General features: G+C 41.6%; 12 protein-coding genes. 8 read left to right on the forward strand and 4 right to left on the reverse strand.

Going from position 1 to position 12,913, the window contains the following annotated elements; all coding sequences use genetic code 11:
• Positions 1-7: 7 nt before the first annotated feature.
• Together glyS and glyQ are read right to left on the reverse strand one after the other, a co-directional pair.
• Positions 8-2,074 (reverse strand): glycine--tRNA ligase subunit beta, encoded by a 2,067-nt coding sequence (gene glyS, locus CYCME_RS00105; RefSeq protein WP_020931759.1) that lies wholly within the window; start codon positions 2,072-2,074, stop codon positions 8-10.
• A complete protein-coding gene (glyQ, locus tag CYCME_RS00110) occupies positions 2,074-3,054 on the reverse strand; it encodes a glycine--tRNA ligase subunit alpha (RefSeq protein WP_015004835.1) in 981 nt (326 codons plus the stop codon). The genes glyS and glyQ overlap by 1 nt, the downstream gene beginning before the upstream one ends.
• A gap of 95 nt (positions 3,055-3,149) precedes the next feature.
• On the opposite strand from glyQ, the gene CYCME_RS00115 reads away from it, so the two are divergent.
• From CYCME_RS00115 to ntrC, 7 genes are all read left to right on the forward strand, one after another.
• On the forward strand, positions 3,150-4,190 hold the full coding sequence (locus CYCME_RS00115) for a tRNA (5-methylaminomethyl-2-thiouridylate)-methyltransferase (RefSeq protein WP_015004836.1): 1,041 nt from the start codon (positions 3,150-3,152) through the stop codon (positions 4,188-4,190).
• Positions 4,187-4,411, forward strand: a complete 225-nt coding sequence (locus tag CYCME_RS00120; protein WP_015004837.1) for a sulfurtransferase TusA family protein — start codon at positions 4,187-4,189, stop codon at positions 4,409-4,411. Before CYCME_RS00115 ends, CYCME_RS00120 begins: the two co-directional genes overlap by 4 nt.
• 17 nt (positions 4,412-4,428) lie before the next feature.
• Positions 4,429-5,553: a cation diffusion facilitator family transporter gene (locus tag CYCME_RS00125; RefSeq protein WP_223253200.1), complete on the forward strand. Its 1,125-nt coding sequence runs from the start codon at positions 4,429-4,431 to the stop codon at positions 5,551-5,553.
• Between the two features lie 175 nt (positions 5,554-5,728).
• Positions 5,729-7,138: a glutamate--ammonia ligase gene (glnA, locus tag CYCME_RS00130; RefSeq protein WP_015004839.1), complete on the forward strand. Its 1,410-nt coding sequence runs from the start codon at positions 5,729-5,731 to the stop codon at positions 7,136-7,138.
• A 106-nt stretch (positions 7,139-7,244) separates the two neighbouring features.
• Entirely contained in the window at positions 7,245-7,745 is a 501-nt protein-coding gene (locus CYCME_RS00135; RefSeq protein WP_015004840.1) for a DUF4124 domain-containing protein, read from the forward strand.
• 146 nt (positions 7,746-7,891) lie between these two features.
• Complete coding sequence (glnL, locus tag CYCME_RS00140; protein WP_020931760.1) at positions 7,892-8,962, forward strand: nitrogen regulation protein NR(II); 1,071 nt, start codon at positions 7,892-7,894, stop codon at positions 8,960-8,962.
• 69 nt (positions 8,963-9,031) lie between these two features.
• Positions 9,032-10,444: a nitrogen regulation protein NR(I) gene (ntrC, locus tag CYCME_RS00145; protein WP_020931761.1), complete on the forward strand. Its 1,413-nt coding sequence runs from the start codon at positions 9,032-9,034 to the stop codon at positions 10,442-10,444.
• Here the strand turns inward: ntrC and CYCME_RS00150 are convergent.
• The gene (locus CYCME_RS00150; RefSeq protein ID WP_015004843.1) at positions 10,441-11,370 is read right to left on the reverse strand and encodes a dihydroorotate dehydrogenase; all 930 of its coding nucleotides are present in this window, start codon (positions 11,368-11,370) and stop codon (positions 10,441-10,443) included. The genes ntrC and CYCME_RS00150 overlap by 4 nt on opposite strands.
• Positions 11,371-11,432: 62 nt before the next feature.
• Between CYCME_RS00150 and CYCME_RS00155 the strand changes: the two genes are divergently transcribed.
• Positions 11,433-11,891: a tRNA (cytidine(34)-2'-O)-methyltransferase gene (locus tag CYCME_RS00155; RefSeq protein ID WP_015004844.1), complete on the forward strand. Its 459-nt coding sequence runs from the start codon at positions 11,433-11,435 to the stop codon at positions 11,889-11,891.
• 3 nt (positions 11,892-11,894) lie between these two features.
• Here CYCME_RS00155 and CYCME_RS00160 read toward each other — a convergent pair whose 3' ends face one another.
• Entirely contained in the window at positions 11,895-12,905 is a 1,011-nt protein-coding gene (locus CYCME_RS00160; RefSeq protein WP_020931762.1) for an NAD(P)H-dependent glycerol-3-phosphate dehydrogenase, read from the reverse strand.
• Positions 12,906-12,913: the final 8 nt, after the last annotated feature.

The raw sequence follows: 12,913 nt of genomic DNA on the forward strand, positions 1-12,913 counted from the left end.
TGTCTATCTAACAAATTGATATATCAGCTATTTTAATAAAATTAGAGTGAATTTTGTTAAGCAAAGCCAACCGCGAATGTTTAAGCTGTTCATCTTCGGCCATAATAAAAACGTGTTCAAAGAAATCATCGATGGGCGTTTTCAGCTTAGATAATACTTTTAGCGCTTCAATATATTGTTGTTGCTCGATTAATGGCTGAGTCTGTGTTTCGATCAGTTGTAATTGTTGATATAGGTAGATTTCTTGCTGATCGACTAAACGCGAGGCATCAAAAAGCGCGCTGACATTGTCCGGTGCTTTCTTTAATAAGTTTTGAATCCGTTTATTGGCCTCAGTTAAGCTCATAGCTTCGTCTAGTTTAGAAAAATCTTTGACCGCACGAATACGATTCATAAAATCTACAGGTCGAGTACAGTCAACAGAGGCAACGGAAACGAATTGCTCAGGAGAGTAATGATTTGACAAACAATAGCCTTTTAAACGGTCGAGCATAAAATTTAAAACGAGCTCTTTGGTCTTATTTGCGTCAAACGTGTGGCTAAATTGCGCACAAGATAGGCTAATGAGTTCTTTTAGGTCAAATTCGAGTTGACCTTCAATAATAATCCTTAAAATACCTAAAGAGGCGCGACGTAAAGCAAATGGGTCTTTGTCGCCGGTAGGTAATAAACCGACACTGAAAATCCCCACAACGGTATCGAGTTTATCGGTAAGGGCAAGAAGTTGACCTGTTTTGCTGGTCGGTAGCACACCACCCGACTGTTTCGGCCAGTATTGTTCTTGTAAGGCTTCGGCGACTTCATCTGGTTCGCCATTTTCTTTGGCATAGTAACGGCCTATAACGCCTTGTAGGCTAGCAAATTCGCCAACCATATCCGTTACCAGGTCTGTTTTACTGAGAAGTGCGGCGCGTGAGGCTAGTGCTGTATCACGCCCGAGTTGATCGGCAAGTTGAATAGAGAGTTTTTCAACGCGACGAGTTTTTTCACCAATAGATCCCAACTTTTGCTGAAAAATGACGTTATCTAATGAGCTGATTCGTTCAGCAAGTGTCTTTTTCATATCTTGTTGCCAGAAAAACTCAGCATCGGATAAGCGCGGGCGAATAACTCGCTCATTACCATGACTAACAGAGCTTGGGTTGTTGCTATCAATATTACTAATGGTAATAAAGTATGGAAGCAACTCGCCGTTCTCATCCAAAATAGGGAAGTATTTTTGGTTGATTTGCATGGTGGTAATGAGGACTTCTTTGGGGAGTGCTAAAAAATGGTCGTCAAAACTACCTGTTACGGCAACAGGGTATTCTACTAATGCAGTAATTTCATCTAACAAGCTAGGTTCGATGTGCGCTTGACCATTGACCGCGTTAGCAGCTTGAATGGCTTGCTGTTCAATAAGGGCTTTGCGGTCTTCAAAAGAAGCGATCACGTGGGCATTAGCGAGCTTATCATTGTATTGGCTGGCCTCTTCAATGGTAATAGGGCCAGGTGCATGAAAGCGATGACCGAATGAAGTATTTGAGGCGTTAACAGCAAAAAATTGAGTATTAATGACCTCATCACCTAAGAGCAATAATACTGAATGTACAGGCCGTACAAATGCATCGTTAGAATGACCCCAGCGCATACGTTTTGCAATTGGTAAGCGAGTCAAGGCTTTTTCTATAATGCTAGGAATAAGCGCTTTAGCCGATTGACCTTTTTCAAGCTTTTTATACGAAAGCCACTCGCCTTTATCTGTTTTCAGCGTGCCAAGGTCATCAAAACTAGCGCCACAGCCACGTGCGAACCCTAAAGCAGCTTTAGATGGGTTGCCTTCAGCATCATAAGCAGCCGCTATAGCGGGGCCACGCTTTTCAACATGAATATCTTCTTGAGTTGTTTCGAGTTCTTCTATCCATACAGCTAAACGGCGGGGTGTGGCAAAACTATGAGTACGAGTAAAACCTAATTTTGCCTCTTCAAGGCCACTGCATATTGCAGATAGCAGGTGGTCGCGTAAGGTTTTTAATGTTGATGGTGGAAGTTCTTCACAACCGAGCTCAAACAATAAATCTTTTGTTTCGGCCATTACGGTGTCTCCTCAGTTTTTAGCATGGGGAAGCCTAGCGCTTCTCGAGAGGCAAAATATGTTTCAGCGACCATTTTAGAAAGGCTGCGGACACGTAAAATAAAGCGCTGCCGTTCAGTCACAGAAATGGCGTGACGAGCATCTAATAAGTTAAAGGTATGCGAGGCTTTTAAAACTTGTTCGTAAGCAGGCAGTGGCAAACCTTTTTCAATTAAAAGGTTGCAAGCCTGTTCGCATTCATCGAATTGTTTAAACATGGCGTCTATATTGGCATGATCAAAGTTGTAAGCCGATTGTTCCACTTCATTTTGGTGAAATACATCACCGTAAGTAACGACACCCTTATTGGTCTTAGTCCAGACAAGGTCATACACACTTTCAACGCCCTGTATATACATGGCAATGCGTTCTAGACCATAGGTGATTTCGCCACTAACGGGGCGGCAATCTAAGCCGCCGACTTGTTGAAAATAGGTGAATTGGGTGACTTCCATACCATTTAACCAGACTTCCCAGCCTAAGCCCCAAGCACCTAAGGTAGGAGACTCCCAGTTATCTTCAACAAAGCGTATATCATGTTCAAGCATGTCTAAACCAAGATGACTGAGTGAACCTAAATATAAGTCTTGAATATCAATGGGCGATGGTTTGATAAGCACCTGAAACTGATAATAATGTTGTAGACGGTTTGGGTTTTCACCAAAGCGGCCATCGGTTGGGCGGCGCGAGGGTTGTACATAGGCCGTTGACCAAGGTTCAGGGCCTATGGCACGCAAAAAAGTGGCAGGGTGGAAAGTTCCAGCGCCCACTTCAAGGTCTAGCGGTTGAAGAATAGCACACCCTTGGTTAGCCCAATATTCTTGTAAAGCAAGGATAAGGCCTTGGAACGTCATAAGGTCTTGAGTAGATTTTGACACAGTAGTTTCGGCGGTTGTTTGAATAAAAAAGAGAAGTATATCTAATAAGCCTACACTTATCATTAAAGCAAGCTTAAATGCATAAGCTATTTAAGCATTTATACGAAACTTGAGGCCCTTTGGGTATAATGATCAATCAATGTATTTAAGAGAAGATTATGGCAACGCAACGTAAAGCGGTCGCACTGATATCAGGTGGTTTAGATTCACTATTAGCGGCAAAAGTTATGCTTGAGCAAGGGGTTCATGTAGAGGGTATAAATTTTTATACAGGGTTTTGTGTGGAAGGGCATACCCATGCAATTCGAAAAAAAGATAAAGCAAAACCGAAAAGAAACAATGCATTATGGAGCGCTGAAAAGCTAGGCATTAAGCTTCATATTATTGATATTATTGAAGAATATAAAGATGTTTTGCTTAACCCAAAGCATGGTTATGGCGCCAATATGAACCCTTGTTTAGATTGTAAAATCTTTATGGTGGGAAAAGCCAAAGAGTGGGCAGAAGAAAATGGCTTTGACTTTATTATTACCGGTGAAGTTATTGGTCAACGTCCGATGTCACAGCGTAAGGAGACTATGCCGGTAATTTCTGAAGAGTCGGGCGCGGATGATTTGTTATTGCGCCCTTTGTGCGCGCAAAATTTGCCAGAAACGCTGCCCGAGCGTGAAGGCTGGGTTAATCGTGACCAATTGTATGACTTTAGTGGGCGGACACGTAAACCTCAAATGGCGCTGGCTGAAAAATTTGGCTTTGATGATTACGCCCAACCTGCTGGTGGTTGTTGTTTCTTAACCGATAAAGCGTATTCCGTTAAGTTAACTGATTTATGGGCTTCTCGAGGCAAACGAGATTATGAAATAGACGACATTATGTTGTTAAAAGTAGGCCGGCATATTCGACCAAAACCAAACTTTAAATTGATAGTGGCTCGTGAAGAAGGTGAGAATAATTTCTTACAGGGTTATAAAAAGCAGTTTATAACGCTAAGAACCATGAGTCATAAAGGGCCATTAACGTTGCTGGATGGAACGGCCAATGATGAAGACCTTAAACTAGCGGCACAAATTGTCGCACGGTTTAGTCAAGGTAGAGATGCAAAAACTGTTGATGTTGAAGTGACTGAGAACGGGGTTAATAAAAACTTTACCGTAACGCCTTTAAAGGCGGATCAGATTCAAGACGCTTGGCGCGTATGATAGAGCTAGATGCACGCCGGTTAATGTGCCCTATGCCGGTTATAAAAACGCAAAATATAATAAAGACACTTTCTTCAGGTGATAAAGTAAGAGTCAGCTGTACAGATCCTGGTGTTATGCAAGATATTCCTGCTTGGTGTAGAATCAATGGACATACTGTTTTAAGCACAGAAGAAATTGATCACGAATATATCCTAATTATCAAAGTTGGAAGCGATTAAATAATATGTCTCAACTGATGACTGAAACCAGGGCCAAAAAGAATATCACCGTGATTGGTGGCTTGGCTAATTTAGTATTGTCCGTTTTCAAAATTGGTTGTGGTTGGTTCGCTCAATCACACGCATTGGTCGCTGACGGTTTTCATTCTCTGTCCGATTTATTAACAGATGGCTTGGTGTATTACGCATCGCATCATGCCGGCCAAGAGGCGGACGAAAAACACCCGTACGGTCATGCAAGGTTTGAAACATTAGCAACCGTCATTTTAGGTGCTTTGTTGGTGGCTACGGCTGGGGGAATTATTTGGAATGCAATAGCCGGCTTCTTTAATGATGATGTATTGCTGCATGGTTGGTTGGTTATTACTATTGTAATGATCTCTGTCTTATCTAATGAAGTCATGTACCAGCTGACGATGAAAATTGCTCGGGATACAAAATCTGAGTTGATGAAGGCTAATGCGTGGCATCACAGGAGTGATGCGATTTCTTCTTTAGTTGTATTAATAGGTGTTGGTCTTGATATGGCTGGCTTTCAATACTTTGATTCTATTGCGGCAATTATCGTGGGTCTAATGGTGGCAAAGGTTGGGGTTGATCTAGCATTGAATGCGAGTAAGGAGTTAGTCGACACTGCATTGGATGAAGAGGTTGTAGAAAAAATTAAGCAAATCATATTAGACGCCAGTGGCACGAGAGAGCTACATTTTTTACGTACTCGAAAAATGGGGGATACAGCTCTTGTAGATGTGCATATCTTGGTGGACCCTAAAATAAGTGTTTCTGAGGGACATTTAATTAGCGAAAGGGTACGCTTATCATTAATAAAGGGCGTTGAAAATATTGGTGAGGTGACGGTCCATATCGACCCAGAGGATGATGAGATTTATTCGCCAAGTGTCGATTTACCCTTAAGGCATCGTCTTATAGGCCAGCTTAATGAGTCATGGGAAGGCATTGCTGAAAAAGACGGAGTGTCAAATGTCACCCTTCATTATCTGGATGGTAAGGTAGAGGTTGAAATAGAGCTTCCTTTAGAGGTCATTAATAATATTAGTGAAGCACGGGATGTGTCAGAAAAATTTAAAAAGAAAACGTTAACACTTCCAGAGGTGACGGATGTAAAAGTGTTATTTGTTTAAATTGCCCAAAATTGGTGCGGCTAGTGTAAATAATGCACCAATATTGGGATTTTAAGCCGTGAAAAAGGTAAATATCCGTAAAATACAACAAGTTATGTTTTGGCATATTATGTGCACAAAATGTCGAGCTAACTTAATTTTAGAAGCAATCATTTAAAAAACTTTAGGAGTAATCATGTCAGCACAAGATGTATTAGATTTGATCAAAGAAAAAGAAGTCGCTTTTGTTGATTTCCGTTTCGTTGATACTATTGGTAAAGAACAACACGTAACAGTTCCATCACATACGGTAGATGCTGATGTGTTTGAGGACGGCAAAATGTTTGATGGATCTTCCATTCTAGGTTGGAAGGGTATTAATGAGTCAGACATGATTTTGATGCCAGATCCATCAACAGCTGTTTTAGACCCATTTTTTGATGACGTAACGCTGATTATCCGTTGTGATGTTGTTGAGCCTAGCGATATGTCTGGCTATGAAAGAGACCCTCGCTCAATTGCTAAAAGAGCAGAAGAGTATCTTCAGTCAACAGGTATTGGTGACGCGGCTTATTTTGGTCCAGAAAATGAGTTTTTTGTATTTGATGATATTCGTTGGAAAACAGACATGTCGGGGTCTTTTTATAAAATAGACTCTGAAGAAGCGGGCTGGAATTCAGAAAAAGATTATGAAAGTGGCAACATGGGTCACCGTCCTGGTACAAAAGGCGGTTATTTCCCAGTCCCTCCTGTTGATTCTCTTCATGACATGCGTGCGGCTATGTGTTTAACGCTTGAAGAAATGGGTCAAGAGACTGAAGTTCATCACCATGAAGTAGCAACAGCGGGCCAGTGTGAAATTGGCACAGTGTTCAATACATTGGTGAAGAAAGCAGATGAGGTCTTAGAGCTTAAATATGTAGTTCAAAACGTTGCTCACGCCTATGGCAAAACAGCTACTTTTATGCCGAAGCCAATCGTTGGTGATAACGGTAATGGTATGCATGTTCACCAATCAATTTTTAAAGACGGCAAAGCATTATTTTCTGGTGATTTATATGGCGGTTTATCTGAAATAGCCTTGTTTTATATTGGCGGTATTATTAAACATGCTAAGGCAATTAACGCCTTCGCAAATGCTTCAACAAACAGCTACAAACGTTTAGTACCGGGTTTTGAAGCACCTGTTATGTTGGCTTATTCTGCACGTAACCGTTCAGCATCTATTCGAATTCCTTTTGTAGCAAACCCTAAAGGTCGTCGAATTGAAGTGCGTTTTGCTGATTCAACGGCAAACCCATACTTATGTTTCTCAGCCATGTTAATGGCGGGTCTTGATGGTATTAAGAATAAGATCCACCCTGGCGAAGCTATGGATAAAGACCTTTATGATTTGCCACCAGAAGAAGAAGCTGCAATTCCACAAGTAGCGACTTCATTTGATGAAGCACTAGTTGCATTGGATAAAGACCGTGCATTCTTAACTGAGGGCGGTGTGTTTACTGATGATATGATTGATGGCTACATTAAATTAAAAATGGAAGAAGTGACTCGCCTAAGGATGAGCACTCACCCGATTGAGTTTGATATGTACTACAGCTTGTAAAATTGCATTGATGTAATGAAAACCCCGCTATTGCGGGGTTTTTTTTGCACAAATTTTAAGAAATATGGTCTTATGGTTGCATAGCACAGTCATAAAGGAGCAGGGTATGAAGCGAAGTATTATTTTAATCACAATTTTTTTAGCGGGTTTTGTGCAAGCCGATGTTTATAAATATATCAATAAACAAGGGAAAACAGCCTACTCCGACACACCTGTTAAAGGTGCAGAGAAAGTGATTGTGCCGCCGATTATGACTTATGAGGCACCTAATATTCCTACAAAAAAAATAGTGACTTCAGAAGAGCGCAAAGAGTTAACTGAAGCCAATATTCCTTATGATCATATTAGTATTATTTCACCCATTGAGCAGGGAACGGTTAGGAGTAATCAAGGTATTGTGAATGTTACATATGATTTGCAGCCGGCTTTGCAAGAAGAAGATACGGTTGAATTATTACTTGATGGGGTGGTTCAAGAAGGCTTCAATCTTGAGGGGGTGGAGCGTGGTGCGCATGTTGTTCAGGTGCAAGTAATAGATAAGAATGGTGAGGTAAAAATAACTAGCCCCAGTGTGACTTTTTATTTACAAAGAAGCACAGCATCATAAAGATATAAAGCGTTTAACAATGGGACGTTAAAATAAAAATGCACTGTACTGGTGCATAAAATTTCTGTTAACGAGTATGATGAGACCTATGTTTATTAAAGAGGGCGCCTCATACTACTTGGCGCATTAATTGCTAGGTATCTAGAATGAAAAAACACACCTTTATGCCAAATTCTGTCATGGAACAACTGTCTGTCGGTATATTGCTGTTTAACGAAAAAAATGCGTTAGTTTATATAAACAATGCAGCTGAAGAATTACTTGATATCAGTGAACGTAAAGCCATTGGCGCGAAGGCAGAAAACCTGTTTGAAACCGCACGCTTTGATATCAATAAGGTGTTTCAGCGTAGCCGGCAACTAGGGTCAAAAGTGACTGAGCACTTGGTTCCCATCGGCCACCCCGTTGGAACAAAAAGAAGCGTAAGTTTATCAGCAACACCATTATCAAATAATAGTAATGACGATGAAGAAGAGCTGCTCGTTGAAATCGTTGATTTTAATTACTATTTACAGATCGATCATGATGAAAAATTATTAGCACAAAATGAACTAGCGACCAATATGTTACGAGGGCTTGCCCATGAAATTAAAAACCCATTAGGTGGTATTAGGGGGGCTGCTCAGTTGCTATCAAAAGAGTTAAATGGTGATTTTTCTGACTATATACACGTTATTATCGAAGAGGCGGACCGCTTAAGAACGCTAGTTGATCGAATGTTGGGGTCATCAGAGTTACCGAATCATCAATACATTAATATACATGTGATTTTGGAACGTGTAAGGCAATTAGTGGAAGCCGAGGTTAATGAAAAAGTCATCATAAGAGCAGATTATGATCCTAGTCTTCCAGATATCAATGCAGATAAAGATCAGCTTATTCAAGCATTACTAAATGTAGTTAGGAATGCAACGCAAGCTGTTCAAGATGGTGGTGAAATTATCCTTAGAACGCGAATACATCGAAATTTTACGATAGGTGATGAGACTAGAAAGTTAGCGGTAAAAATTGATGTAATTGATGATGGGCCTGGCATCGAGAAAGAGATGCAAACAAAAATTTTCTACCCAATGGTGACTGGGCGAACTGACGGAACAGGTTTGGGCTTATCAATAGCTCAGACAAATGTGCAGCGCCATAGTGGCATTATAGAAGTGGCCAGTGAACCGGGCCACACGGTTTTTTCAACAATATTACCGCTAGAAAAAGCAGGATAACTAGGGAGTGTAATACCTAATGGGTTGTCGAGTAAAACGTAAGCATCAGATAAATGGATAGTATTAATTATGGGTGAAAAGATAAAAGCATGGGTGGTCGATGATGATCGTTCTATTCGATGGGTGTTGGAAACAGCATTAAAAAGAGAGGGGCACCAAGTCACATGTTTTGAAAGTGCAGAGGGTATTCTAAATCTTATGCGTAAAGATAAGCCGGATGTGTTGCTAACTGATATTCGTATGCCCGGCAAAAGTGGCATTGAACTCCTTGCAGAACTACAGAAACATTATCCAGATTTACCTGCGATTGTGATGACGGCTCATTCAGATATGGACAGTGCGGTGTCTGCCTATGATGGTGGTGCTTTTGAATATTTGCCTAAACCTTTTGATGTTGATGAGGTTGTTAATCAAGTTGAACGAGCCTACGAGCACCTTAAAAAGAAAACAAGCGCTGTTGAGCAACCTGATACTCAAGATGAGGCCAGTGAGTCGGGCATTATTGGTAGTGCTCCAGCTATGCAGGTTGTTTTTAGGGCGATTGGGCGCTTGTCAAAGTCTAATATTACGGTGATGGTAAATGGAGAATCAGGCACCGGTAAGGAATTAGTTGCCAAGGCCCTTCATCAACATAGTTTAAGAAGAGATAAACCGTTTATAGCGTTAAATATGGCGGCGATTCCTAAAGATTTATTAGAGTCTGAGCTATTTGGGCATGAGAAAGGGGCATTTACTGGCGCAACGAGTCGTCGAAAAGGGCGTTTTGAGCAAGCCGATGGTGGGACGCTGTTTTTAGATGAAATTGGTGATATGCCAGCAGATATGCAAACACGTTTATTGCGGGTACTGTCAGATGGAGAGTTCTTTTCTGTCGGTGGTCATCAACCAATAAAGGTGGATGTGCGTATTATTGCGGCAACACATCAGGGGCTAGAAAAACTTGTTGAAGAAAAACTTTTTAGAGAAGATTTATTCCATCGTTTAAATGTGGTGCGTATCAAAATCCCTCCGGTTCGAGAACGTCGCGAAGATATTCCATTACTTCTAAAACATTTTTTAGCTAAGGCTGCCAGCGAGTTGGAAGATGATGTGAAGTTGTTGGATGACGAATCCATGCGGTATCTGTCAGGTTTGCCTTGGTTGGGCAACGTAAGGCAAATTGAAAATACCTGTCATTTATTAACGGCAATGTGCCCGAGCAACATCATTCAGTTAGATGACCTACCTGATGAGTTGAAAAATATCACCTCGACAGAAAAAGTGATGGTTGAGGGTGACTGGTTAGACGCTGCAAAAGAAGATATTACTAAAAGATTATTAGCAGGGGAAGCAGATGTGGCGAAAAGGGTGGTGGCTTCGGTAGAAAAAGTATTAATTATGCAAGCATTGGATGTTACCAAGGGGCGCCGGCAAGAAGCGGCAAAATTACTAGGCCTTGGGCGAAATACCTTAACTCGGAAAATTAAAGATTTTAGTGCTTAACAGTCGAGGCTACCGATTAATTCAGAAAAGTGGTTAAGTTGGTGTGTATCGAGATAATCGACTATCCCATCATTAACTTTTTTACTCAGTAAGGGGTCATAGAATAGCCCTGTACCAAGACCAACTGCGCTAGCTCCAGCAATAATAAACTCAAGCGCATCATTAGCGGTAGTGATACCGCCTTGGCCAATAATAGGAATATTATGTGCTTTGCAGACTTGATAGACTTGATGAACTTTCAATAAAGCAATGGGTTTAATTGCCGGGCCAGAAAGCCCGCCCTGTACATTACCAATAATGGGGGTTCTTGTGTTGGTGTCGATAGCCATGCCCATTAAGGTGTTGATGACTGAAAAGGCATCGCTACCGGCGTCAATACAACGTTGTGCATTGTCAGCAATATTTGTTTGATTGGGGGATAGTTTAGTAATTAGTGGTTTGTTGGTAACGGATCGACAGGCTTCTACCACGCGTGCAGACATGTCAGGATCGTTGCCAAATGTCACACCACCTTCTTTTACATTCGGGCAAGAAATATTAATTTCTATGGCATCAATAGCAGATTGATCAAAAAGCCGTGTTACCTCAGTGTATTCTTCAATAGTGGAGCCAGAAACATTCGCAATAAAACGAGTTTCTTGGAAATTTAGCGAAGGAAGTATCTCATCAACAACCTTATTGGCACCGGGGTTTTGCAGGCCAATCGCGTTTAACATGCCCGATGGGGTTTCGTAAACGCGGTGTGTTGGGTTTCCAGGGCGGGCGCTCAACGTGGTGCCTTTAAGGCAAACAGCGCCAATATCTCGATGAGAAAAACCCTCTACGCGGGTGTATTCTTGACCGAAGCCAACACAGCCAGAAAGTAAGACAACGGGTGTTTGGAATCGCATTCCACAAAAGTAAGAGGCTAATTTAGGGTGTAACATTTGCTGACTGATAGTGAGATAATATGCTCAATTATACCAGTTAACCCAAGGTTAATATCATCATGATCCATGTCGTTTTATTTGAACCAGAAATTCCTCCTAATACGGGTAATGTAATGCGCCTTTGCGCTAATGCTGGGGTGCGTTTAAGTTTAATTCACCCGCTCGGTTTCGAAATTAACGATAAACAGTTAAGGCGAGCAGGGATGGATTACCGAGACGTGGCGGATGTGAAGGAATATCAAAATTTTGATGAATTTTTAGACGGCGAAAAACCAAACAGGGTGTTTGCTTTTTCTAGGTTTGCAAAAAGTAATTATTCGCAGGTCAGCTATCAAGCTGGCGATGCCTTGGTTTTTGGTCCTGAAACGAGAGGCTTGCCAAAGGCATTTATTGAAGCCTTACCAGAGCAGCAGCGACTTTTAATTCCAATGAAGGAGGGTAATAGAAGTCTTAATTTATCAAACTCAGTTGCTGTAGCGGTGTATGAAGCATGGCGCCAACATGATTTCGAATGGTAAAAACTAGTCTAGCTGAGGTTCGGCCAATTGAGCGCGGCTGAGCAAATATCTAACGGCTACGTCAGGGGCTAATCCTTCATACAAAATTCGGTATGTTTGAATGCAGATGGGCATATCGAGTGACCACTTTTCACAAATAGCATGCACTTCACGAGCAGCATGGATGCCTTCTACTTCTTGGCCAATCGTTTGTTTTGCGTCATCAATTTTTTTGCCCTGTCCAAGCTGTAAACCAAGACGTCGGTTACGTGATTTATTATCGGTACAAGTCAACACTAAATCACCGACACCGGCTAAGCCAAGAAAAGAACTTTCCGAGCAATTATAGACATGGCCGAGTTGTACCATTTCAGTTAAGCCTAGGGTGATTAATGCGGCTCGAGCATTGGCTCCGTAACCTAAACCATCAGAAATACCGGCAGCAATGGCTAAGATATTTTTCATGGCGCCACCTATTTCTGCGCTAGCAAGGTGCTTAGTTGGGAAGGTCAGGAAGTTAGAGTTTCGTATTATATCTGCAACCTCAGTGGCAACCTCGATATCTGTAGAAGCTACTACAACGGCTGTGGGCAGATTATCTGCAACTTCAAGTGCAAAACTAGGCCCAGAGATTAGGGCTAACTTTGTATCCTTGCCTAGGGTTTCTATGACGATTTCATGTGCTAATAGCCCTGTGCCGGTTTCAAAGCCTTTTGTTATCCAGCTCACGATAGTATCTTTTTTAAGCTGAGGCTTACATTTAAGTAGCGTTTGTCTAAATGCATGACTGGGAACAGCAAGCATTAAAAAATCGTGTTCTTCGACGGTTTCTTCCAGCTGATCTGTAACGCTTAAGGTGCTGGGGAAGTCGGTGCCAGGAAGAAATTCAACGTTACTATTATCAATCTTGAGTTGCTTAATATGGCTCGGGTTATGTCCCCATAATGTAATGTGGTGACCTGCTCTGGCCATCATCACAGCCATGGCGGTACCCCACGAGCCAGCACCAAGAACAGCTATTTTTTTAGGGCTCATCTGCGTAT

The sequence above is a fragment of the Cycloclasticus zancles 78-ME genome, from assembly GCF_000442595.1.
Lineage (GTDB): Bacteria > Pseudomonadota > Gammaproteobacteria > Methylococcales > Cycloclasticaceae > Cycloclasticus > Cycloclasticus pugetii.

What these genes read in the sequence shown, in the direction of transcription:
- glyS (WP_020931759.1), bottom strand. Translation starts at nt 2,074, where the DNA reads ATGGCCGAAACAAAAGATTTATTGTTTGAGCTCGGTTGTGAAGAACTT.
- glyQ (WP_015004835.1), bottom strand. Translation starts at nt 3,054, where the DNA reads ATGATAAGTGTAGGCTTATTAGATATACTTCTCTTTTTTATTCAAACA.
- CYCME_RS00115 (WP_015004836.1), top strand. Translation starts at nt 3,150, where the DNA reads ATGGCAACGCAACGTAAAGCGGTCGCACTGATATCAGGTGGTTTAGAT.
- CYCME_RS00120 (WP_015004837.1), top strand. Translation starts at nt 4,187, where the DNA reads ATGATAGAGCTAGATGCACGCCGGTTAATGTGCCCTATGCCGGTTATA.
- CYCME_RS00125 (WP_223253200.1), top strand. Translation starts at nt 4,429, where the DNA reads ATGACTGAAACCAGGGCCAAAAAGAATATCACCGTGATTGGTGGCTTG.
- glnA (WP_015004839.1), top strand. Translation starts at nt 5,729, where the DNA reads ATGTCAGCACAAGATGTATTAGATTTGATCAAAGAAAAAGAAGTCGCT.
- CYCME_RS00135 (WP_015004840.1), top strand. Translation starts at nt 7,245, where the DNA reads ATGAAGCGAAGTATTATTTTAATCACAATTTTTTTAGCGGGTTTTGTG.
- glnL (WP_020931760.1), top strand. Translation starts at nt 7,892, where the DNA reads ATGAAAAAACACACCTTTATGCCAAATTCTGTCATGGAACAACTGTCT.
- ntrC (WP_020931761.1), top strand. Translation starts at nt 9,032, where the DNA reads ATGGGTGAAAAGATAAAAGCATGGGTGGTCGATGATGATCGTTCTATT.
- CYCME_RS00150 (WP_015004843.1), bottom strand. Translation starts at nt 11,370, where the DNA reads ATGTTACACCCTAAATTAGCCTCTTACTTTTGTGGAATGCGATTCCAA.
- CYCME_RS00155 (WP_015004844.1), top strand. Translation starts at nt 11,433, where the DNA reads ATGATCCATGTCGTTTTATTTGAACCAGAAATTCCTCCTAATACGGGT.
- CYCME_RS00160 (WP_020931762.1), bottom strand. Translation starts at nt 12,905, where the DNA reads ATGAGCCCTAAAAAAATAGCTGTTCTTGGTGCTGGCTCGTGGGGTACC.